The organism is Nocardia sp. NBC_01388 (assembly GCF_045040085.1).
Taxonomy (GTDB): Bacteria; Actinomycetota; Actinomycetes; order Mycobacteriales; family Mycobacteriaceae; genus Nocardia.
On sequence record NZ_CP109553.1, the window covers coordinates 3,526,338 to 3,547,505 of the forward strand.

The 21,168-nt window shown below is 66.7% G+C and carries 25 protein-coding genes and 1 pseudogene; 4 read left to right on the plus strand and 22 right to left on the minus strand.

Going from position 1 to position 21,168, the window contains the following annotated elements; translation table 11 throughout:
* Positions 1 to 14: 14 nt before the first annotated feature.
* The 11 genes from OG716_RS17410 to OG716_RS17460 form a co-directional block, all read right to left on the minus strand.
* The gene (locus tag OG716_RS17410; RefSeq protein WP_405138614.1) at positions 15 to 872 is read right to left on the minus strand and encodes an MHYT domain-containing protein; all 858 of its coding nucleotides are present in this window, start codon (positions 870 to 872) and stop codon (positions 15 to 17) included.
* Positions 873 to 1,213: 341 nt separating this feature from the next.
* Positions 1,214 to 2,134, minus strand: coding sequence for a pyridoxal 5'-phosphate synthase lyase subunit PdxS (gene pdxS / locus OG716_RS17415; RefSeq protein WP_297621788.1), 921 nt, complete (start codon positions 2,132 to 2,134; stop codon positions 1,214 to 1,216).
* Between the two features lie 542 nt (positions 2,135 to 2,676).
* On the minus strand, positions 2,677 to 3,246 hold the full coding sequence (locus OG716_RS17420; protein WP_355120489.1) for an alkaline shock response membrane anchor protein AmaP: 570 nt from the start codon (positions 3,244 to 3,246) through the stop codon (positions 2,677 to 2,679).
* Positions 3,243 to 3,782, minus strand: a complete 540-nt coding sequence (locus OG716_RS17425; RefSeq protein WP_405138615.1) for a DUF6286 domain-containing protein — start codon at positions 3,780 to 3,782, stop codon at positions 3,243 to 3,245. The genes OG716_RS17420 and OG716_RS17425 overlap by 4 nt, the downstream gene beginning before the upstream one ends.
* On the minus strand, positions 3,779 to 4,117 hold the full coding sequence (locus OG716_RS17430) for an Asp23/Gls24 family envelope stress response protein (RefSeq protein ID WP_405138616.1): 339 nt from the start codon (positions 4,115 to 4,117) through the stop codon (positions 3,779 to 3,781). The genes OG716_RS17425 and OG716_RS17430 overlap by 4 nt, the downstream gene beginning before the upstream one ends.
* Entirely contained in the window at positions 4,114 to 4,302 is a 189-nt protein-coding gene (locus OG716_RS17435) for a hypothetical protein (protein ID WP_297610533.1), read from the minus strand. The genes OG716_RS17430 and OG716_RS17435 overlap by 4 nt, the downstream gene beginning before the upstream one ends.
* A gap of 28 nt (positions 4,303 to 4,330) precedes the next feature.
* Entirely contained in the window at positions 4,331 to 4,801 is a 471-nt protein-coding gene (locus OG716_RS17440; RefSeq protein ID WP_405138617.1) for an Asp23/Gls24 family envelope stress response protein, read from the minus strand.
* A gap of 96 nt (positions 4,802 to 4,897) precedes the next feature.
* Positions 4,898 to 5,203 (minus strand): hypothetical protein, encoded by a 306-nt coding sequence (locus tag OG716_RS17445; RefSeq protein WP_405138618.1) that lies wholly within the window; start codon positions 5,201 to 5,203, stop codon positions 4,898 to 4,900.
* Entirely contained in the window at positions 5,200 to 5,577 is a 378-nt protein-coding gene (locus OG716_RS17450; protein WP_405138619.1) for an Asp23/Gls24 family envelope stress response protein, read from the minus strand. Before OG716_RS17450 ends, OG716_RS17445 begins: the two co-directional genes overlap by 4 nt.
* Positions 5,574 to 6,161: an Asp23/Gls24 family envelope stress response protein gene (locus OG716_RS17455; protein WP_405138620.1), complete on the minus strand. Its 588-nt coding sequence runs from the start codon at positions 6,159 to 6,161 to the stop codon at positions 5,574 to 5,576. The genes OG716_RS17450 and OG716_RS17455 overlap by 4 nt, the downstream gene beginning before the upstream one ends.
* Positions 6,152 to 6,718: an RNA polymerase sigma factor gene (locus OG716_RS17460; protein ID WP_405138621.1), complete on the minus strand. Its 567-nt coding sequence runs from the start codon at positions 6,716 to 6,718 to the stop codon at positions 6,152 to 6,154. The genes OG716_RS17455 and OG716_RS17460 overlap by 10 nt, the downstream gene beginning before the upstream one ends.
* Positions 6,719 to 6,880: 162 nt before the next feature.
* Between OG716_RS17460 and OG716_RS17465 the strand changes: the two genes are divergently transcribed.
* On the plus strand, positions 6,881 to 7,087 hold the full coding sequence (locus tag OG716_RS17465; RefSeq protein ID WP_405138622.1) for a CsbD family protein: 207 nt from the start codon (positions 6,881 to 6,883) through the stop codon (positions 7,085 to 7,087).
* Positions 7,088 to 7,160: 73 nt separating this feature from the next.
* On the opposite strand, the gene OG716_RS17470 is transcribed toward OG716_RS17465, so the two are convergent.
* The 10 genes and pseudogenes from OG716_RS17470 to OG716_RS17515 form a co-directional block, all read right to left on the minus strand.
* On the minus strand, positions 7,161 to 7,826 hold the full coding sequence (locus OG716_RS17470; RefSeq protein ID WP_405138623.1) for a hypothetical protein: 666 nt from the start codon (positions 7,824 to 7,826) through the stop codon (positions 7,161 to 7,163).
* 426 nt (positions 7,827 to 8,252) lie between these two features.
* Positions 8,253 to 9,293 carry an NUDIX domain-containing protein gene (locus OG716_RS17475; protein WP_405139729.1) on the minus strand — a complete coding sequence of 347 codons (1,041 nt, stop codon included), beginning with the start codon at positions 9,291 to 9,293 and terminating at the stop codon, positions 8,253 to 8,255.
* Positions 9,293 to 10,417, minus strand: coding sequence for a glycosyltransferase family 4 protein (locus OG716_RS17480; RefSeq protein WP_405138624.1), 1,125 nt, complete (start codon positions 10,415 to 10,417; stop codon positions 9,293 to 9,295). The genes OG716_RS17475 and OG716_RS17480 overlap by 1 nt, the downstream gene beginning before the upstream one ends.
* Positions 10,418 to 10,602: 185 nt before the next feature.
* Positions 10,603 to 11,517: pseudogene (locus tag OG716_RS17485) on the minus strand (phosphatidylinositol mannoside acyltransferase); the annotation flags it as partial.
* A gap of 20 nt (positions 11,518 to 11,537) precedes the next feature.
* The gene (gene pgsA, locus OG716_RS17490; RefSeq protein ID WP_355120511.1) at positions 11,538 to 12,209 is read right to left on the minus strand and encodes a phosphatidylinositol phosphate synthase; all 672 of its coding nucleotides are present in this window, start codon (positions 12,207 to 12,209) and stop codon (positions 11,538 to 11,540) included.
* An 80-nt stretch (positions 12,210 to 12,289) separates the two neighbouring features.
* Positions 12,290 to 12,940: an HIT family protein gene (locus tag OG716_RS17495; protein ID WP_405138625.1), complete on the minus strand. Its 651-nt coding sequence runs from the start codon at positions 12,938 to 12,940 to the stop codon at positions 12,290 to 12,292.
* A gap of 3 nt (positions 12,941 to 12,943) precedes the next feature.
* A complete protein-coding gene (thrS, locus tag OG716_RS17500; protein WP_405138626.1) occupies positions 12,944 to 14,995 on the minus strand; it encodes a threonine--tRNA ligase in 2,052 nt (683 codons plus the stop codon).
* Between the two features lie 112 nt (positions 14,996 to 15,107).
* Positions 15,108 to 15,614 carry a (2Fe-2S)-binding protein gene (locus OG716_RS17505; RefSeq protein ID WP_405138627.1) on the minus strand — a complete coding sequence of 169 codons (507 nt, stop codon included), beginning with the start codon at positions 15,612 to 15,614 and terminating at the stop codon, positions 15,108 to 15,110.
* A gap of 116 nt (positions 15,615 to 15,730) precedes the next feature.
* Complete coding sequence (locus OG716_RS17510) at positions 15,731 to 16,177, minus strand: PadR family transcriptional regulator (protein ID WP_405139731.1); 447 nt, start codon at positions 16,175 to 16,177, stop codon at positions 15,731 to 15,733.
* 67 nt (positions 16,178 to 16,244) lie between these two features.
* Positions 16,245 to 17,177 carry a LysR family transcriptional regulator gene (locus OG716_RS17515; RefSeq protein WP_405138628.1) on the minus strand — a complete coding sequence of 311 codons (933 nt, stop codon included), beginning with the start codon at positions 17,175 to 17,177 and terminating at the stop codon, positions 16,245 to 16,247.
* Positions 17,178 to 17,289: 112 nt separating this feature from the next.
* Here OG716_RS17515 and fdxA point away from each other — a divergent pair, with 112 nt between their 5' ends.
* The 3 genes from fdxA (at position 17,290) to OG716_RS17530 (ending at position 18,741) form a co-directional block, all read left to right on the plus strand.
* A complete protein-coding gene (gene fdxA, locus OG716_RS17520; protein ID WP_405138629.1) occupies positions 17,290 to 17,631 on the plus strand; it encodes a ferredoxin in 342 nt (113 codons plus the stop codon).
* Between the two features lie 64 nt (positions 17,632 to 17,695).
* Positions 17,696 to 18,070 (plus strand): VOC family protein, encoded by a 375-nt coding sequence (locus tag OG716_RS17525; RefSeq protein ID WP_405138630.1) that lies wholly within the window; start codon positions 17,696 to 17,698, stop codon positions 18,068 to 18,070.
* Between the two features lie 275 nt (positions 18,071 to 18,345).
* The gene (locus tag OG716_RS17530) at positions 18,346 to 18,741 is read left to right on the plus strand and encodes a hypothetical protein (protein WP_405138631.1); all 396 of its coding nucleotides are present in this window, start codon (positions 18,346 to 18,348) and stop codon (positions 18,739 to 18,741) included.
* Between the two features lie 131 nt (positions 18,742 to 18,872).
* On the opposite strand, the gene OG716_RS17535 is transcribed toward OG716_RS17530, so the two are convergent.
* A complete protein-coding gene (locus tag OG716_RS17535) occupies positions 18,873 to 21,104 on the minus strand; it encodes a SulP family inorganic anion transporter (protein ID WP_405138632.1) in 2,232 nt (743 codons plus the stop codon).
* Positions 21,105 to 21,168 lie beyond the last annotated feature (64 nt).

The window sequence follows — 21,168 nt, forward strand, 5'->3', positions numbered from 1 at the left end:
CACGCCACAGTGTTTCAGTACTCCCGATGGTGCGGTTCGAACGTCTCGGTGGGGAAGTCGTCCGGATCGAACTTCTGGTGCACAACATCCCTCTCGCTGGGCCAGAACCTGCTCGCGTACTGACCGCGGATGCGGCTGAGATCGGGCTCGTCGATATCGGTGATGCCGACCTGGAACAGCATGAGCATGGTGACCATGCTGACGCCGACGATGAGCGGGGTCAGCAGCTGGTTCGCCTGCGCCCCGGCCGGCGCGTGCATGTGCTCGGCGACATGGGCGTGCATGGCGAACATACCGGTGTAATGCATGCCGCACACCGCGATTCCCATGATCAGCGCCGCGCCGATGGTGGCGAGTATGCCGTGCACATGCAGCGCGAACCAGAGCGCCGCCGTCGCCGCGACAATGGCGATCACCAGCGACAGCAGCACCACCCACGGGTCGTACCGCACTGTCGCATCGGTTTTCATGGCGTACATACCGGCGTAGTGCATCCCCGCGACCCCGAGCCCGGTGATCGCCCCGCCGATGACCAGCGCGAACAATTCCCCGCCGTGCCGGTGCACCACGATCGAAAGCCCCAGCCACACAACGCCCATCGCGATGAGGGCGCTGAACACGGTGATCGGCACGTTGTACCGAATCGTCGCGTCCTGCACCGAAAAACCCAGCATCGCAATGAAATGCATGACCCAGATGCCGGTGCCGCCCAGCGCGATCGCCCCGGTCGCGACCCAGCCGTTGCCGCCGCGCCCCGCCTGACCGCGCGCCCGCACCATGCAGCGCAGCGCCAGCAACGAGCCGAGGACGGACATGAGATAGGCGAGCACGGGGGTCAACCAACCATAGGTGAACTGGTCGATTTCCAGCATGCGGACTCCTTGCCAGAAGGCTTCGCGCCGACATTCAGATCGGCAACTGTGGCGAAGAGTATCGATAAATCAGCAGGTAGTAAATTTGCCGCAGTACAATCCTAGAAAATTAGCCAGGGTTTGCTGGAGCACAAGTGCGCAGGCAAACGGCGGTGCGACCGCGCCCACGTCACCCCGGAGGCTCGCGTATTCGTCCCTTGACGGCGAGCGGTCACAGCAACCTCCCCGGAACACTGATCTGATCTTCGACTTCCGCCCCCGAGTCCTCCACGTGAAAAACGCCGCCGGAGAGCCCTTTTCAGGCTCTCCGGCGGCGCAAGTCTGCGATAAACCGCGAGCGATTACCAGCCGCGCTCGGCGAGGCGGTGCGGCTCCGGGATCTCCTCGACATTGATGCCGACCATGGCCTCACCCAGGCCACGCGAAACCTTCGCCAGCACATCCGGATCGTCGAAGAAGGTGGTGGCCTTCACGATGGCGGCGGCGCGCTGCGCCGGGTTGCCGGACTTGAAGATACCGGAGCCGACGAAGACGCCCTCGGCGCCCAGCTGCATCATCATGGCGGCGTCGGCCGGGGTGGCGATGCCACCGGCGGTGAAGAGCACAACCGGCAGCTTGCCGGTCTCGGCGACCTCGCGGACCAGCTCGTACGGGGCCTGCAGCTCCTTGGCGGCGACGAACAGCTCGTCCTCGGCCAGGGTGCTCAGGCGGCGCAGCTCGCCGCGGATCTTGCGCATGTGGGTGGTGGCATTGGAGACGTCGCCGGTGCCGGCCTCACCCTTGGAGCGGATCATGGCCGCGCCCTCGGTGATCCGGCGCAGGGCCTCACCCAGGTTGGTGGCGCCACAGACGAAGGGCGCGGTGAAGTTCCACTTGTCGATGTGGTTGGCGTAGTCGGCGGGAGTCAGCACCTCGGACTCGTCGATGTAGTCGACGCCGAGGGACTGCAGGATCTGCGCCTCCACGAAGTGGCCGATGCGGGCCTTGGCCATGACCGGGATGGAGACGGCGGCGATGATGCCGTCGATCATGTCCGGATCGGACATGCGGGAAACGCCACCCTGGGCGCGAATGTCTGCGGGGACACGCTCGAGGGCCATGACGGCGACGGCGCCGGCATCTTCGGCGATCTTGGCCTGCTCCGCATTGACAACATCCATGATCACACCGCCCTTCAGCATCTCGGCCATGCCGCGCTTCACGCGGGCGGTGCCGATGGCGGGTGTGGTGTCGGGCGTGGTCACGGCAAACTCCTGTGTCATGTGGGCCAATCGATCGCTCGGACTCGAACACTCCGATTCTAGGCCCCCGGAGCAGGCCACTTGATAGCCAGTCCGGCACGACTGGACTGCCCGCCGTCAATCCAATGACGGGCGTCACAGCTGACACGCAATCGCTTCGCTACTGCGCGGCCCGACCGCTAGTCGGGCGCGCCGATCACGAACATCGTCGCCCAGTACTGGGCCGCGGACTCACCCATGTAGGGCACCAGGAAGTCGTAGAGCAGATAAGACACGAATCAGTTCACCTTCCACACTCGGCCCACCGCATCCCATACGCGGCAAACCGCTTCGACACTAACCGAGATGCGGATCGACCACACCCCGATCGTGCTATGCCCCAAATGGCCTCGTGCCAAACCGGTTCGATCCCAGCGGTATGGGTGTAGCGCACTCGCACGCGGTCCGTGGTGCCCCGGAAGGTGTGCCCGACCTCGGCGCCCTCCGACCACTGCGGTCCGCAGACTTCGGCCCCGCTTGCTCCGCGATGGCCCGCCGGTACCGCAGCAGAGGCATCGGCCGGGTCAGCGCACGCGGGCGGCGCTGTCGGCGAACCGCAATTCCATGGTGACGGGAACGACCCCGACCCCGAGCGCCTCCCGCAACCGCGCCACCGCCTCACCCAGAATCCGGCGGCGCAGCGCGGTGATATCCGCACCGGGCTCGGCTGTGACGATGAGATGCAGTTCCGGCGCGCGCCCCGGACCCGACAGGAACGCCGACACCGACCGGGCGTCGGCATAGCTCTCGATATCGGCCGCCACCGCATCGGCGGCGACCGATGAGGCCAATACCGTTGCACCGGAGGACTGTTCGCTGGACAGGTCCCATTCCACCGCGCGCGGCAATCGGAACACCTGCGCGAGTAGCCAACGCAGACAGAGCAATCCGATCACAATGGCACCGATCACAATGACCACCAACACCCAGTGCGGCGGCGCGCCCGTGCCCGGCGCCAGCGTTCCCTGCGAATCCAGCCACCCGAGATGGCCGCGATTGGCGGCAATCGCGTACCCGCCCGCCGCCAGTAGCAGCAGACCGAGCAGACCGAGCAGTGCCCGATTGAGCCGGGCCGGACGATTGATCGACGTCATCGATTCTCCCCTTTACCTGTCGATCGCAGCCGGGTCCGGACGGTCGCCGGCCGAGCCGGGGCGATGCGCTCCAGCGTGCCGGTCACCGCATCCCGCACCGCGCCGTCCACCTCGTCCGAGCCGATGCGCCCGGTACGCGCCGACACCAGAATCTTCTTGCTCCCCACACGAACTCGCGCGGAATCCACGCCGTGCACAGCACCGGCCGCGCGGCGCAGAGCGGCACGCAGACTGCGCCGCGACACTCCGGCGGAGCTGCCGTCGACCTCGTCGAGCGCCACCACCACCGGCCGTCCGGGCAGCAGTGCCAGCGCGAGCAGGAGCACACCCGCCACCGCGGCGGCCACTCCCACGCCGAGCACCAGTCCGTCACTCCAGTGGGTGTCGTGCAATCGGTGCGCGACCGAGTCGTAGGACACCACTTCCGATCTGCCCAGCAGCCGCCCGATCAGCGAGACCGCCGTGACGACGCACAGTGCGAGCAGCGCCAGCGCCACCACCACGGCCGGGCCGACCCGGCGCGGGCGGCGGATCACCGCACCCTCCGCCCGGAACCGGTTGCCGCCGAGACGGATTCGACAACCATGGCGGCGATCGCGATATCCAAAGCCGTCACCGTCACCCCCGTGAGCTCACCGGTCCGGCTGATCACATGGGTCCGGCACTCCTCGGCGATCCGGAGCACCGGCAGCGGATACCGGATCGGCAACCGCATGCGCAGCACAGCGGAATCACCCGACACGCTGGCATCCACCGTGACCCCGTCCGCCACGCCGTCGATCTCGCGGGCGGCGCGCGCCGCAATGCGTTCCACGGCACGCTTGCTCACCGTCGTCCGTCCCGCGGGTTCGAGTACGACGGTGGTGGTCATCGCCGGCCCCGGTCCCGGGCCGAGCGCAATAATCCGGACAGGTCGATCTCACCGTCCAGCCAGCGCCCGGCGACCAGGCCCAGCGCGGCGAACACCAGGACGATGGCGAAGGCGCCGAATCCGCCGAAGGCAGCGGCGAATCCGAGCGCGAGACCGACGGCCAGGCAGATCGATGTGGCGTTCATCTGCGACTCCCTCTACGAGGCGGGCGACTTACTGGACGCGAGTGGCTCCGGAAGCGGGGGCGTCATCGTCCTCGGGGATGTAGACGTCATTGACATTGATATTGACCTCGACGACCTCGAGCCCGGTCATCTGCTCGATCGCGGAGATCACATTGCGGCGGATGGACTGCGCCAATTCGGCGATGGCGACACCGTATTCGACGACGATCTCCAGATCGACGGCCGCCTGGGTCTCGCCCACCTCCACCGAAACACCCTGTCCCACACTGGCGGAAGCACCGGGAATGCGGTCGCGGATGGCGCCGAACGCCCGGGCCGTGCCGCCGCCGAGATCGTGCACACCGCGTACATTGCGGGCGGCCAGGCCCGCGACCTTCTGCACCACGATATCGGCGATGCTGGTGGTGCCCTGCTCACTCCGCAGGGCGCTGGACGAGTTGGCCGAAGCCTTTGCGGTCGCGGTCTCGGCCTTCGGCTTCTCGGTTGCGGTAGCGGTCATGTCTGCCTCCTGATTCCCTTGTGTTGGAACGGATGAAACGAAACTGCACTGGTGGGACCCGGCATTCGGCCGCCTGTCACGGCGGCGTGACACAGCTCACGGGCCCGCCCCGAACGCCGCGGCCTCGAGCTGGGTCACGATCAGGCGCACGGTCACGCCGGACCAGCGGGTGTCCGCGAGCAGGGGCTCGACTGCTACGGTCACCCTCTCCAGCAGCGGCGGCAGCGGCAAAGTAGTTGCGACAACCCGGATTTCGACGCTGTTGTGACCCAGATCGATCGCGGTGGACCGGCTCGGCCAGGGCAGGCGCACGCCATCCTTGATCGAGGATTCCAGTCGCAGGCCGGTCAGCGCCGATATCGCCTCGGCGATCTTGTCGGTCAACTCCCCCGTGTCCTTCACCGCGCCTCCGGTTCGATGTCGACGACCAGCACCGACACCTCGTCGATGCGCACCCCGGTCTGCTCGCGCACGGTCTGGATCACCCCGTGCTGCACCGCGGTCGCGACCACACCGGCATGACGTTCCGGGCCGATCGCGATCTCCAACTGCACCGCGAGCACGCCGTCGTCACGCAGCACGCGCACGCCGTCGGTGGGCGCGGTCTCGAATCCGGTCCACAGTTGCCGTCCGGCCCGGGTCAATTCGGCGACCAGGCCGCGCAGGCCGGGTTCGACCCGGACCACACCGTGCACCGCGGCCGCGGCCCGGGCGGCGACGCCCGCCACCACCGCGTCCGCGACCACGAGTTCGGACCGGGTTGCCGCAGCGCTCACCGGCCGCCCTCCTGATAGACATCCACGATCGCGATATCCAGCCGTCCGACCAGCAGGCCCGTGCGGGCGGACGCGGCGGCCGTGACGCGTTCCCGGACCTTCGGCACCAAGCCCTGGACGCCGTCGCCGTTGACGCGCACCGCGATGGTCATCGAAATGTGCACGACGGTCTCACCTTCCGGGCCGATGCCGACATTGCTGATCCGGCAGCGCCGGGCACGGACACCGGGCACGCTGTCGGCGGCGAAACGCAGCACTACCGCGGCGGCCTGCTCGCTCACCGCGACCACGCCCGCATGCGGGGTCGGCAGGCTCAGGGCTTGGCCGCGCCGCAATTCCGCGCGCACCGCGGACATGATGCGCTCCACCAGATCCGAGGGCGGCGGATCGGGTTCGTCGATCAGCTCCTGGGTCGCGGTGCGCAGGCCCAGCAGGCTGTCGCGTGCCGTCCGGCAGTGCACACAGGTGGCCTCGTGCGCGTCCCCGCCGCCGTTCTGCACGCTGTCGAGGCGCTCCCACACGCGTTCCAGGCCACGGCCGCAGGGCAGTAGATAGTCTTCCTGCTCGGTGTCGGTCACCGCCATGGCTTCATCACCTCCGCCAACTGTGCTCGGGCCCGCGCGATGCGACCGCGTACCGCGGTGGCATTGGCGCCGACGATCTCGCCGATTTCCTCATAGGACCGGCCGTGTACCTCACGTAATAGCCAGCAGGCCCGCTGTTCGGGGGTGAGCTGCTGCAATGCCACGGTCAGCGCCTCGAGCTGGCTGCTGACCTGCACCGCCTGCTCGGGCTGGGTCTCGGTGCGCGGCGATGCGGTGGCGTCGGGATCGACGTCGGCCGGAAGTTGCCGGGACCGCAGCAGATTCAGGCAGCGGTTGGTGGTCATGCGGTAGAGCCAGCCCGCGAAGGCGCCGTCGTCCTGCAATTGGCCGATACGCCGCCAGGCGGTCAAGAAGACCTCCTGCACGATGTCCTCCGCCTCTGCCCGATCCGCGAGAATCCGCGACGCCAGCCGGAACATCTGTCCCTGATAGCGAACAACTAGCTGCTCATAGGCTCGGACATCACCGTCACGCACCCGAGCGGCCAGGGTCGCATCGTCCGACTCCACCTCGGGTGCTGCCTCTGGCACGGTCACAGCACCTCCTCATCGCTTACGACAGGAAGACACCCGCCGTCGCAGATCGTCACGCAGCTGTATCAGTGATCGTTGTCTCATCGGTTGCCGCGTGACAGTAGGCTGGCCGGAGTGTCCTGTCCGAGTACGACAAAGTTCGACCACCCCTACGGAGGATTCGAAATGTCTCTCAACGACAAGATCGGCCAGAAGGCGCAGGAATTCGGCGGCAAGGCCAAGGAGGCCGCCGGCAATATCACCGGAGACGACGATCTGCGCGCCGAAGGCAAGGCCGATCAGATCGAATCGGGCCTGGAGAAGGCCGTCGACGAGGTCAAGGACGCCGTGGGCGGCGCCGTCAAGGCGGTCAAGGACAAACTCGGCCGCTGACAGCCCCGCCGACCCTGACAACGAGAAGGGCTCGCCACCACCACCTTTCGTGGTCGTGGCGAGCCCATTTCTGTCAGAGTTTGTACACGTACCGGCTGGTGGGGACCAGGTCGAGGTCCAGGTGGGCGCCGAAGCTGACGACGCTTTCCATCATGCGGGTCACGCGGCGCTGGAGTTCGGCGTCGTCATCGCCCGCGCCGTAGAAGGCGTGGGCACTGGTCATGGCCGCCATGGGGAACAGCTCCTCGACGAGAGCGTCGACGCGCCTGCCCTCCGTCACGGGTTCCAGGACGGTGTTCTGGACGTAGCCGAAGGTGTCCTGGGTTTCGATCGCCACCGGGGTGTGCAGGTCGTGCCAGCGGTGCAGCCATTCCTCGCGGGTCAGCTCGGCGGGGATGCGGAGCAGGGCGAAGTTCGCCAGCGCCGGCGTGCGCACCCCGTTCTCGACCGGCGGCGGCACGATCGGCGCCCGCTCGTCGACGATCCAGCCGTTCACCTCGGTGGACACGGTGGTCAGGGCGGCCGTGACGGCCTCGTGCCCGCCGCCGGTGCGCACGCTCACAATGGCGGCGATCGGCTCGTCATAGGTGCTGTGCCGCACCTGGGCCGCGGCCACTTCCACGTCGCGGACGTTCACCTGCCACTCGGTGGCCCCGATATCCGCCAGTCGGTGCCGCAGCTCGGCGGCATGCAGCCGCTCGTCCAGATCGGCACCCCACAACGCGTACATCAGCTTCATTTCGGACGTCCCTATCGCATAGCCGTTGTTGAACGGCCCACGGTAATGCCGGCGACGCGAGCGGCCACGCGCTTTCGGGCTCCGATCCCAGCCACCGGACTGCGAGAACGGTGGCCGGTCAAACGCCTATTTTGATTTTGTGCCGAAAAAGGTGAAACGCATCACGGTTTGCGTGAGATTAACCGGGTACATCCGCAAGCTGCGGAAGGACGAAAGGAAAGAAATCATGTTGCTAGGACTCGGACTCAGCACCCTCTTCGGCGCAGCAGTAATCGCCGCTGGCGCATTCCTCAGCACACTGGGATTCTTCATCTGACCAGGATGCGAACGAGGGCTCGAGAGTATTCGAAGCCCTTTTCTCCGGAATCCGAACGCCACCGAAGATGACCACAGTCGTCTACGGTGGCGTTCGGCGTTGCGGGACCATCAGCGAATCGAGCGGACCTCAGGGTCTGCACGGCCGTCAGCTGCGGCGATGGCTTCTTCCAGCAGCTCGTCCAGATGATAGGGATACACCGTTTCGCCGGACCGATCGAGGGCCGCGATATCGGCGGCATGACACCACTTACTACCGGTAATGGACCGTCGTTCGACAAAATCTAATTTTGCCGGATTAGGTTCGAAATTTTTAGCCCGAAGGACAAAGAACAGTTCTTCGGAACGAATCAGTTCGCCATTGAACGGGAATACCGCCACACGACGCCAGAGCGGACCGTGCAGTGCGGAAGAGTCGGCGGGATAACCGGTTTCTTCGTATAGCTCGCGAATTGCGGCCTCGCGCAAGGTTTCACCCGGATCGACGCCGCCGCCAATGGTGAACCAGAATTCGACATCGGGGACTTTGGGATCGCGGCCGCGCAGCAGCAGCACCCGATTGTCCTCATCCAGCAGCAGCACCCGCGCGGAGGTGCGCACGGTATCGACCTCCAAACCGGTGGAGGCGGCGGCCGTCACGCGTTCGGCGATCTCGAAATACGTGGGCAGCGGCGCGGTTCCGCCCAGGTGCAGCAGGCGGACCGAGCGGCGGGTACGCAGTGCCAGCGTGTCGCGCACCGCGTCATTGTGAAAACGCCTGGCAATCAAGACCCGTGCCTCGGCATCGGCGAGCTCGGCCACCAGCTGCGGCGGCAATTGCGAGATCTCGACCGCGGAAAGCGCTCCGGCCAGCTGATTCTCGACCGTCTCCCGGTCACGCCAGTCGGTGCGCTCGGCCCGTCCGGCCAGGGCGACGAGGTGTCGGGCCTGGTCAGCGCGTTCCGGCTCGGCATTGACACCGAGCACGGTGGCCACCGTCCGGGCCACCACCGCGCGCCGATCGAGCGCGGCGCTCAAGGCATTCCGCGCCTGATCGCTGCGCACGTGCAGCCGGTCGAGGCGATTGGCGGTGGTGTAGGCCCAGACGCCCAGGGTGATGACAAGCGCCGCGATTAAGGCGAGAACCAGAATCGTGGTCGCGGAGAAAGTGATCATCCAGCGGTCCTGACGCGGGAATCGCCCACGGTGACGGTTTCGTAGACGCGCAGGATCTGCTCGGCGACGACCGGCCAATCATATTCGCCGACAACCTGATTCGCGGTGCGGATGAGTTCCGCGCGGCGATCGGAATCGGTGAGCACTGCATCGAGCGCCGCGGCGAGCAGCTCCGAATCGCCGACCGGCACCAGCATGCCCGCGGTGCCGTCGCGCAGCACCCGGCGGAAGGCGTCCAGATCGCTGGCGACCACGGCGGTTCCGGCGGCCATGGCCTCCACCAGCACGATGCCGAAGCTTTCGCCGCCGAGGTTGGGTGCGCAGTACACATCGGCGCTGCGCATGGCCGAGGCCTTCTCCGCATCCGAAACCTGCCCGAGAAAGCGCAGGTGCGAGGCGTTTTCACCGGCCTCGCGGCGCAGTCGCTCCTCATCGCCGCGGCCCACGATCAGCACCTCGATATCGGGATGGCGGCGTACCAGTCCGGGCAGTGCGCCCAGCAGCACGTCCATACCCTTGCGCGGCTCGTCGTAGCGGCCCAGAAACAGCACGGTGCCACCGGCGCGCGGGTAGCCCTCCAGCAGCGGGGCGTGCGCGAACGCGGGAACATCGACGCCATTGGGGATTTCGACGGCATCCCCGCCGAGCGCCTCCACCTGCCAGCGCCGCGCCAGCTCGGAGACTGCGATCCGCCCGCTGATCTTCTCGTGATACGGCCGCAGCACACCCTGAAAAGTACTGAGCACCAATGATTTTGTGGTCGAGGTGTGGAAGGTCGCGACGATCGGGCCCTCGGCGATCTTCAGGGCCAGCATCGACAGGCTGGGGGCGTTCGGCTCGTGAATGTGCAGCACGTCGAAGTCGTTGTCGCCGATCCAGCGGCGGATGCGGGTGTACGCGGTGGGGCCGAAGGACAGTCGCGCGACGGACCCGTTGTACGGAATGGCGACCGCTTTACCGGCCGAGACCACATAGTCCGGCAGCGGTGTGTCATCGGCGGCGGGTGCGAGCACGCTCACCTTGTGACCGCGCTCCAGCAGTACCTGGGCCAGTTCCACGACATGCGACTGCACACCACCCGGCACATCGAACGAGTACGGGCAGACCATGCCGATTCTCATAGTGCTGCGTCTCCCCTGTGCCCGTCGACGCCGTTCGCGCTGTGTCCCTCAACGCCTTCGGCTGTGTGTGCATCAACGCCTTCGGCACTGTGTACATCAACGCCTTCGGCACTGTGTACATCAACGCCTTCGGCTGTGCCGGGCTCCCGAATCCCCACACGATCCTTTGTGACAGTCTGCTGCGCCGCCGCGATGCGGTCCAGCCGCGACTGCGACAGATCACTTTCCCACAGCGGTTGCAGCATGTGCCAGTCGGCGGGATGTTCGGCGATATTGGCCGCGAATCGATTCGCCAGCAGCTGGGTCGCCGCCGCCGCGCCACCCGAAACATCCAGCGCCGCTTCGGTCTTGAAACCCCAGCCTTCGCGGCCCTGCGCATCGACGGTGTTCCAGCAGTGCACCGGAATCAGCGCCGCGCCGGTCTCGATGGCCAGTTTCGCCGCACCGGCGGGCATCCAGGTGCGCTCGCCGAAGAAGTCGACCGGCACACCCTTGCCGGTGAGATCGCGCTCGCCCATGAGACACACCACGCGGTTGTGCCGCAGGCGATCCGCCAATTGCGGGAACGGCGGCTGCTCACCACCGGTGAGCGGGAAGACCTCGAAGCCGAGGCTCTCGCGGTATTCGACGAAGCGCTCGAACAGCGATTCCGGCTGCAGCCGTTCATTGACCGTCGAAAAGGGGCCGTGGTTCTGCACCAGCCACACACCGGCCATATCCCAGTTGCCGGAATGCGGGAGCGCCAATACCGCGCCGCGACCGGCGGCCAGCGCGGCCTCCAGATGCTCGACCTCGTTGACGAACAGCCGGCCCGACCTGACCATCTCCGCATGGTCCATGCCGGGCAGCCGGAACGCCTCACGCCAGTAGCGGGCATAGGACCGCATGCTCGCACGGACCAGATCGTCGGGCACCTGCTCGGGCGTTGTACCGATCACCCGGGCGAGGTTGCGCCGCAACTGATTCGGATGCCCGGTGTGCGCCTTCCGATTCATCCGGCGGGCGCCCACATCGGCTCCGGCATCGAAACCGCGGCGCGCCGTGCCCTCCGGAAGTCCGCGCACCAGAGCCCATCCGGCCGCGTACGCCTTATCGGTCATCGCGGACGTGAAATCGGTGCTCACCGCTGGTGTTCCTCCGGCGCCTTCGCCACGGGGGCGATAATGTCGCGTGCGCCAGGCGAATTGCGCACGGCCAGCACACGCTGGAAGACAGTGACGATGCTCAGCACCGCCAGAACATAGATGGCCACATACACCGCGTAGGTGAGCCAGTCGATCTCGAAATACCCGCCGATGCCGGTGAATCCGGCGCCGACGAGACCGATGACCAGACGGTCGGGGCGCTCGATGATGCCGCCGTCGGCCGAGAGTCCGCTGGCCTCCGCGCGCGCCTTGGCGTACGAGATGACCTGCGAGGTCACCAATACCACCAGGGTAGCCGCGAAAAGCACCTTCGAGTTCTCGTGATAGACGGCCCACCAGGCCAATCCGCCGAAGATCGCGCCGTCCGCCACCCGGTCACAGGTGGCATCGAGCACGGCGCCGTATTTGGTGCCGCCGCCACGCGCCCGGGCCATGGCGCCGTCCAGCATGTCGAACATGACGAACAGCCAGATCACCATGGTTCCCCAGAACAGGTGACCGGACGGGAACAGCGTCACCGCCGCGGCAATCGAGGCGGTGGTGCCGATCAGCGTCATGGCATCCGGTGTGAGTCCGGTGCTCACCAAGGCTTTGCCCAGGGGCGCAGTCGCTTTGGCGAACGTCTCGCGACCGAAGAAGCTCAGCACGCTATTCGGCTTCCTTCCGTATCCTGCGGGACACCCGCACCCGGTCGGCTTCGATGATCCGCTGCGCGATTGTCGCTCATCTACGCCTCCTTCCAGGCTCCCGCCAGCAGTGCCCGGGTTTCCCGTAGCAGCTGCGGCATGACCTTCACTCCGCCGACGACGGTAATGAAGTTCGCGTCGCCACTCCAGCGGGGCACGATATGTTGATGCAGGTGATCGGCGAGTGAACCACCGGCAACGCCACCGAGATTCAGGCCGACATTGAATCCTTCCGGCCGCGAGACCCGCTTCATGACGCGAATCGCCTGCTGGGTGAAGGCCATCAGTTCGGTGCTCTCGTCGAGCGTGAGGTCCTCGAGATTGGCCACCCGGCGGTAGGGCACCACCATCATGTGGCCGGGGTTGTACGGGTACAGGTTCAGCACCGCGTATACGAATTCGCCGCGCGCCAGGACCAGGCCGTCCTCATCCGACATCTCGGGGATGTCGGTGAACGGATGGCCGGTCTTCTTGGGCGCGTCCGCATTCGAGTCCGCGTCGGCATTCGAATCGTCGGCGGGCTGCCGCTCACCGGTCGCCCCGGTGATGTAGGACATGCGGTACGGCGTCCACAACCGCTGCAGGCGGTCGGGGTCGCCGGCGCCGCGATCGACGATCGTCTCCCGCGGCGTCGAATCTGCAAGCCCCGCAGCGTCTTCGGTGAGACCGCCGGGCGCCGTGAATTCGCTCATGCCCTACCCGTTCGCCTTCTCGAAACGCTGCGCGGTCGGAGACTCGTTCTCGCGGCGCCTGATCCACTCGATGATCGTGGACACCGCCTCCGCGACCGGAACTCCATTGACCTGGGTGCCGTCGCGGAAACGGAAGCTGACCGCGCCCGCCTCCACATCCTTCGCGCCGGCGAGCAGCATGAAGGGCACCTTCTGCGCAGTCTGGTTGAAGATCTTCTTCTGCATGCGGTCGTCGCTGCGGTCCACCTCGGCGCGCACATCGTGCTCGCGCAGCTGCTCGATCACACCGTCGAGGTGCTCGGCGAAAGCCTCGGCGACCGGGATGCCGACCACCTGCACCGGCGACAGCCAGGCCGGGAACGCGCCCGCGTAGTGCTCGGTGAGCACGCCGAAGAAGCGTTCGATGGATCCGAAGAGCGCGCGGTGGATCATGACCGGCCGGTGCTTCTGGCCATCGGAGCCGGTGTACTCCAGCTCGAAGCGCTCGGGCAGGTTGAAGTCCAGCTGGATGGTGGACATCTGCCAGGTGCGGCCCAGTGCGTCCTTGGCCTGCACGGAGATCTTCGGGCCGTAGAAGGCCGCGCCGCCCGGGTCCGGCACCAGGTCCAGGCCGGAGTCGGTGGCCACCTTGCGCAGGGTTTCGGTGGCCTCCTCCCACAGCTCGTCGGAGCCGACGAACTTCTTGGGGTCCTTGGTGGACAGCTCCAGGTAGAAATCGTCGAGGCCGTAATCGCGCAGCAGGCTCAGCACGAACTGCAGCGTGGAGGTGAGCTCCGCGTGCATCTGCTCCTTGGTGCAGTAGATGTGCGCGTCGTCCTGGGTCATGCCCCGCACGCGAGTCAGGCCGTGGATGACACCGGACTTCTCGTAGCGGTAGACCGAGCCGAATTCGAACATGCGCAGCGGCAGTTCACGATACGAGCGCCCGCGCGAACGGAAGATCAGGTTGTGCATCGGGCAGTTCATCGGCTTGACGTAGTAGTCCTGGCCGGGCTTGCGCACGGTGCCGTCGTCATTGAGTTCGGCATCGAGGTGCATGGCCGGGAACATGCCGTCGCGGTACCAGTCCAGGTGACCGGAGACCTCGAAGAGATGACCCTTGGTGATGTGCGGGGTATTGACGAATTCGTAGCCCGCGGCGATGTGCCTGCGGCGCGAGTAGTCCTCGAGCTCTTTGCGGATGATGCCGCCCTTGGGGTGGAACACCGGCAGGCCGGAGCCCAGCTCGTCGGGGAAGGAGAACAGGTCCAGCTCCAGGCCGAGCTTGCGGTGATCGCGTTTCTCGGCCTCGGCGAGCAGGTTCAGGTACTCCTCCTGCGCCTCCTGCGATTCCCAGGCGGTGCCGTACACGCGCTGCAGATCCTCGCGGCTCTGATCACCCCGCCAGTAGGCGGCGGAGCTGCGGGTCAGCTTGAACGCGGGAATGTACTTGGTGGTCGGGATGTGCGGGCCGCGGCACAGGTCGCCCCACAGCTTTTCGCCGGTGCGCGGGTCCAGATTGTCGTAGATGGTCAGCTCTTTGCCGCCGACCTCCATGACCTCCGGATCGTCGATGCCCGACTTATCGGAGATCAGCTCCAGCTTGAACGGCTCCCCGGCCAGTTCGATGCGAGCTTCCTCGACATCGGTCACGCGGCGCGAAAAGCGCTGTGCGCCTTTGATGATCTTCTTCATCCGGGATTCCAGCTTGGCCAGATCCTCCGGGGTGAAGGGGCGCTCGACCTGGAAGTCGTAGTAGAAGCCGTCCTTGATGGGCGGGCCGATGCCGAGCTTGGCCTCCGGGAACTCCTGCTGCACGGCCTGCGCGAGCACATGCGCGGCCGAGTGCCGGATGACGCTGCGGCCGTCCTCGGAATCGGCGGTGACGGCCTCGACCTCGGTGTCGGCTTCCGGGATCCAGGACAGATCCTTGAGATTGCCCTCCGCGTCACGGACGACGATGACGGCGTCGGGGCCCTTGCTCGGCAGGTCGGCCTCGCGCACCGCGGCACCCGCCGTAGTCCCGGCCGACACCCGGACGAGGGCGACGGGGCTCTTCGGGGCTGTGGTGGTCACGGCTGCGCACTCCTAGGCATTGTCGTTAGCGCGGGAATTCCCCGCGAGGTCTGGCCGGTCCATGCTATCGGCACGGTGGTGGCGGTGCGCCGATGGACCGGGTGCCGGGGTGTCAGCCGCGCGCGGCCAGCTCCGCGAGCAGTCTTTCGCGCTCAGCCGCAGGTCGTTTCGGGCAACTCGTGCACATCTCGCAGCCCGGCACCTCGAATACCAGGCAGCAGGAGATGCGCCGCACAAAAGTACGGCCTCCGATATCACTGAATCGAGGCACCGGCAGCCGCCCCGCCACCTCCCTGGCCAGCAGCGCACCCGATTCCTTGGCGCCCGCATCGAGCGCGCGATTGCCGATGGCATCCGCGACGATCGCCCACAGCGCAGCCACCCCCGCACCGGATACCTCCGCCACCACAGGCACCACCCGTGACAGCGTGTGCCGCAGCGCATGCCCGACAGATTCCGTCGGCAGTTCGTCAGCAGCCGTCCCCGTCAGCGGCAGCACCCGCTCCACTCCCCCATCGGGCCGAATCTCGCACCCGATCCGCTCCAAGGTGGGGTCCAGCGCCGGCACCCCCTCCGCATAAGCCCCGACAATCGGAGCCACCAGCGACGACGCAGCCATGCACCACCACAGGGTCCCGGACACCCGAGCATCCCCAGTCCCCCACGAAATACCCATATCGGAAATCCGCTCACCCAGCCACCGCGGATCCAGTAGCCGAGTACCGGGCACTTCACTCATCCGAACAGGGGGCTGCGCAACCATTTCCATCGGACTCCGATCCAGCCGCCACCACGGGGCTCACCAACCAGGATGTCACCGCGAGGCCGTCTTTTCCTCAGCAGCCGCCCCACCCTATGTCGACCGCCCCGGGCGCCTTCCGCAGGCGCGCCGTTCGACGGTTCCGGCAGTCGGGCGAATGCCCGCACATCACAACATGATCCAGGTGCGATTCCAGGTAACAGCTCCCGCCCCACCGGGGTCAGTGTGTACACGGTGCGGGCCGGGCGGCCTTGTTGCTGCTCCGAGGTCTTGGTGACGGCGCCGACGTCCTCGAACCGCCGCAGTGCCGGATACGGCGCGTTGTTGTTCAGTGTGATTCCGGTGTCCTGTTCGACATGTTTGCGCAGCTCATAACCGTGCACCGGGCTGCGCGTGATATGCCTCAGGATCAACACTTCCACATTACGCGGCCGGGGCGCGCTGGTAGTACTCCGCCGGTTCGTGGTCGGCGTCGTCGAGTGGCTCTGATCATCTGGGCCGGTTCGTTCGCGCTTGCTCAATACGGGCGGCGAGTTCGACCAGGTCTTCGGCGGGGCCGGTGGGAGGGGTTCGGCGGTGCCAGATGGCGCGGAATTTTCTGGTCAGGGTGAGGCCGTCGGCCAGTGGTACCTCGTGCAGGGTGCCGGCGCGGAGCTCGTGCGCCACGATCAGGCGGCTGACCACGGCGGGTGCGGCGCCGCTGCGGGCGGTGGTGAGAATCGCTGCGGCCGAGCCGAATTCGGCGGCCGGTTGCGCCGGGGCGCCGTGAATTTCGAGCGCTTCCCACACGGTGTCCCGCGTTCCGGAACCCTTCTCCCGCCACAGCAGCGGGGTATCGGCGAGTTCGCGCGGAGTCACCGGACGGCGGCGGGTGGCCCAGGGATGCGCCCGGCCGACGACCACCACGAGCTCGTCGGCGACGAGTACGCGGCTGCCCAACCCCGCAGGCGGATGGGGCCCTTCGACAAAACCGAGCTCGGTCTCGCGGTCGCGCACTGCCACGGTCACCTGCCGGGAGTTCGCCACATCCAATTCCACGGCCAGTTCGGGGTGGATCTTCCGCAATGCGTTCAGCCAGTGCGGAATTCGATGGTCCGCAATGGTCGTCGAGGCCAGAATGCGCAGGCTCGCTCGCGCGACGCGGTGCAGCGCCGCGATTCCCTCCGCCAGTTCCAACGCGGCCGCCAGCACCGGGCGACCGAGTTCCACCACGGCGTGCCCGGCGTCGGTCAAGGCCGACCCGGTGGGCCCGCGATCCAACAGCCGCACCTGCATTCGCCGCTCCAGTGCCTTGATTCGCATACCGGCGGCGGGCTGACTGATGCCGTGCCGTCGCGCGGCCGCGCCGAGGCTGCCCAACTCTGCCACCGAGACAAGCAGATCCAGCACCTCGAGATCGGGTGTGCCGGGCGGCAAGGTCATAAGAACACCTTATGAGGTGGGGGGCGTTCGCCCGCTACCCGACCGCACGCGCGATCACCAGGATCGTAGATATCCCCCGGTCGCGGGGCCCAGCACACCAGAGGAGAACATCGTGACGTTCGTAATCGGCGCCGCGTGCGTAGACGTACTCGATCGGGCCTGCATCGGGGAGTGCCCGATGGACTGCATCTTCATCGGCAACCGGATGGCCTACATCCAGCCCGACGAATGCATCGACTGCGGGGCCTGCGAACCGGCCTGCCCGGTCGAGGCGATCTATTACGAGGATGACATGCCACCCGAGCAGGAGCAGTTCGTCATCGAGAACGCCCGCTTCTTCAATGAGCCGCTGCCCGGGCGGAGCGCACCCCTCGGGCATCCCGGTGGTACGAGAGGTGTTGGGGCACTGGGGGTTGATACCGCCTATGTGCGGGAATATCAGACACTTCCATAGGCGGTGGGCGGTCGGCCGCGGTGAACACCGATGAATTCGGCCGGGTCGGGTCGTCATCTCCGTTATGACCAAGACGACTTGTGCCGGTGTACTCACCGTGGCTGTTCCCGTGACCGACCAGGATCGCAGTAAGGCACTGTGGGAGCAGCTCGGGTTCACGACGCATTTGGACGCCGAGTTGCAGCCGGGCTTTCGATGGCTGGAGTTGCGGGCGCCCGGGGCCGAGACGACGCTCTCGTTTGTGCGCGCATCCGAGGAGTTGCCCGCCGGGATCGACACCGGGATCCGGCTGGCGACGCCCGATGCGCGCGCCGCGCACAGCACGCTCGCCGAGCTCGGATTCACGGTCGGCACGCTGCTCGAATGGGAGACCGCCCCACCGATGTTCGCGTTTCGCGATCCGGACGGAAACCGCTTCTACATCACTCAGGCGGACTGAACGTTCGTCATCAGCGCGAGAGGAGCGTGCTCAGTTCGTCGGCGAAGAGGAGTGCGGGGTCGAACTCCATTCCGGCGAATTGGCCGGCCAATTCGAGGGAGAGAACGCCGTGCAGGCGGGTTCAGAACGAGAGTGGTTGCGGCTGGGACCGGGTGACCGCCGGCCCAGCCGCCGTGCGTCTCGAGGTGGATGCCGAAGGGATCGGGGTGCCGCCCCGGGGCTGTGCGGCAAAGGCCTCGAGCAGGACCGACATTATTTCCGGGGAGCTCCCAGGCGTGCTTCCTGACTTCCTCGCGCACCTGGGCGCGATAGCGCTCCCGCGAACCCGTCCGGCTCGGTGCCATCGTCGCACCAGCAATAAGCGCCCGGACCAGGGACCGTTCCAGCCGGGCTCGCGATTCCGCTGGACAACTCCGGTGCCCGCCACCACCCCCGCGACCACCCTCGTCATCACCTCCACCGTCCGGAATGCGCAGCCGGACAGCTGCATTCGCTGGAGTGGGCCCGCGGTCGGCGACGGGCTGAACATCGATAACGGTGTGCACGTCTGGAACTTCACCGAGGTCGACGGCGGCGTTCTGGTGCGCACCGAAGAGAACTGGAGCGGCGCACAGGTCGAAGCCGACGTCCCCACCTCCACCGCATTCCTCGGCGCGGGCCTCGAGGCCTGAATGAAGGACCTGAAGGCAGCCGCCGAGGCGCACGTCTGAACGCGACGCCGATCCTGCGAATAGTCGACTGTCCCAACAAGAAACGAGCCCCCGGTAGTCAAACCGGGGGCTCGTTCTGGGAAATGGAGCGGTCAGTGAGTCACTGCTGCCAGGACCGCTAGGTCAGGGTCCGATATCTCGGACAGATCATCGGCGGTTATCTGCAGCACCCTCGCGGTCCCGATATCGAAGAACAACCCGGACACCGCGATCTCGCGCTGCCGCATGGTTCTTCGGATCACCGGGTGCGCGCGCAGGGTTTCCAGCTGGACCGCGACATTGACCATGGCCAGCTGGTCGGCGGGGTCGAAGCCGGCGGCCGCGGCAGCCGTGCCCACCGGATGACCCCGGTGCCAGCGGTCGACACCGGCGTCGGCATTGGCCAGCCAGTCACCCAGGCCGGGGCCCGCGGGAACTCCGCCGAGCAGGGCCTTCATCGCCCCGCAGCCCGAATGTCCGCACACCACAACCTGATCCACCCGCAACTCCTCCAGGGCGAAGGACAGCGCCGCCTCGATGGAGTTGTCGCGCCCGTCCTTCGGAATCAGATTGCCGACATTGCGGACGGTGAACAGGTCGCCGGGCCCGGTATTGGTGATCAGGTTCGGGACGATCCGGGAATCCGCGCACGTCATGAACAGCGAGTGCGGATTCTGCCCGTCCCGCAGCTGGTCCATGTGCGGACGCACCACATGCGCATTACGACGGTGATAGGCGGCCACACCGGTGGTGATGGGATTGCCGTCCGCACGCCACGGACGCAGCACCCCGTCCAGCAGCCCCCGGGCCTGACCGCGCACCGGCGGTCCGGTCAGGGCATCGGCCATGGGCGCCGACCCCAGTTCCACGAATTCGACTCGGCCACCATGAGATTCGTGCTGTGCGGCCCAATCGTGAATGGCCTCGTACGCCGCGTGATCCAGGAAGTCGACGCTCAGCTCGACCAGCGCGTGCGCCCCCTCAGGCACCTTGGCCAGTTCCGCGGACAGCTTCGGCAGCGCCAGGAAGGTGCAGGTGCCGTCGATGCTGATCAGCCAGCGGTCGGTACCCGTCACCGGAGTCGCCGACACCGAAACCCGCACCACCCGCCACAGCAGCAGCGCGAAGGCCAGCAGCAACCCGATGAGCACGCCCTCCAGCAGGTTCAGGAAGACCACGGCCACCACGGTGACCAGATAGATCATCAGATCGCCGGTGCGATGGGCGAGCCGGATGTGCGCCAGCTTCACCAATTGGATGCCGACCACGATGAGCAGTCCGGCCAGCGCCGATTTGGGTATCTGCTGCACCACCGAGACCAGCGCCACCGAGAACACCAGGATCCAGATGCCGTGCAGGAAGGCCGAAGCGCGCGTGCGGGCGCCGGCCTGCACATTGGTGGCGCTGCGCACGATGACGCCGGTGACCGGCAGTCCGCCGAGCAGACCGGAGGTCACATTGGCCGCGCCCTGCGCCATCAGTTCCCGATCGAAATTGGTGCGCGGACCGGTGTGCATCTTGTCGACGGCGACCGCCGACAGCAGACTCTCCACGCTGGCGATCAGCGCGATCGTCAGCACCGCGAGGGCGACCGCGCCCCAGCCGCCGGACGGGATCTCCGGCAGGCCGATGGCGTCGAAGAGCGAGCCGCTCAAGACGATTCGTTCCACATTGCCGGGCAGGATCAGCGACAGCCCGGTGCCGATGGCGACCGCGACCAACGGTCCGGGCAGCACCCGCAGGCGTCCGGGGGCGTACTTCCAACTCAGCATGATGGCGATGACGACGGCGCCGATGAAGAAGTCGTCGCCGTGCAGCGAGAGCAGCTCAGCGGGCATCTCGGTCAGGTTTTCCCAGGCGCTGCTGCGCGAGGACCCGCCGAGCAGCACATGCAGCTGCTGCAGCGCGATGGTGATACCGATACCGGCGAGCATGGCATGCACCACCACAGGTGCGATGGCCAGTGCGGCGCGGGCAATACGGCTGAGGCCGAACAGAATCTGCAGCAGACCGGCGGCGGCTGTAATGAAACACGCCGTGCGCCAGCCGAATTGGTTGATGGTCTCGGCGACCACCACGGTCAGACCGGCGGCCGGGCCGCTGACCTGCAACGGGGAGCCGCCGAGCAGTCCGACCACCACGCCGCCGACCACAGCGGCGATGAGACCGGCGGCGATCGGGGCGCCGGAGGCGACGGCAATGCCGAGAGATAGCGGTAGCGCAACAAGGAATACGACTACTGAAGCGGGGAGATCATGACGCAGCAGGGTGGCAGACCAGCGGTCCGCACCGCTGCGAAGCGGCGCATCGTTACCGCCTGGTGGTGAATCGGTGTCGGTGGACATCTCGGCTCCTTCTCCGGGCCGAATGACCCGGAAGCGTCGAATATGTTCTGTGGGCATCGAATTG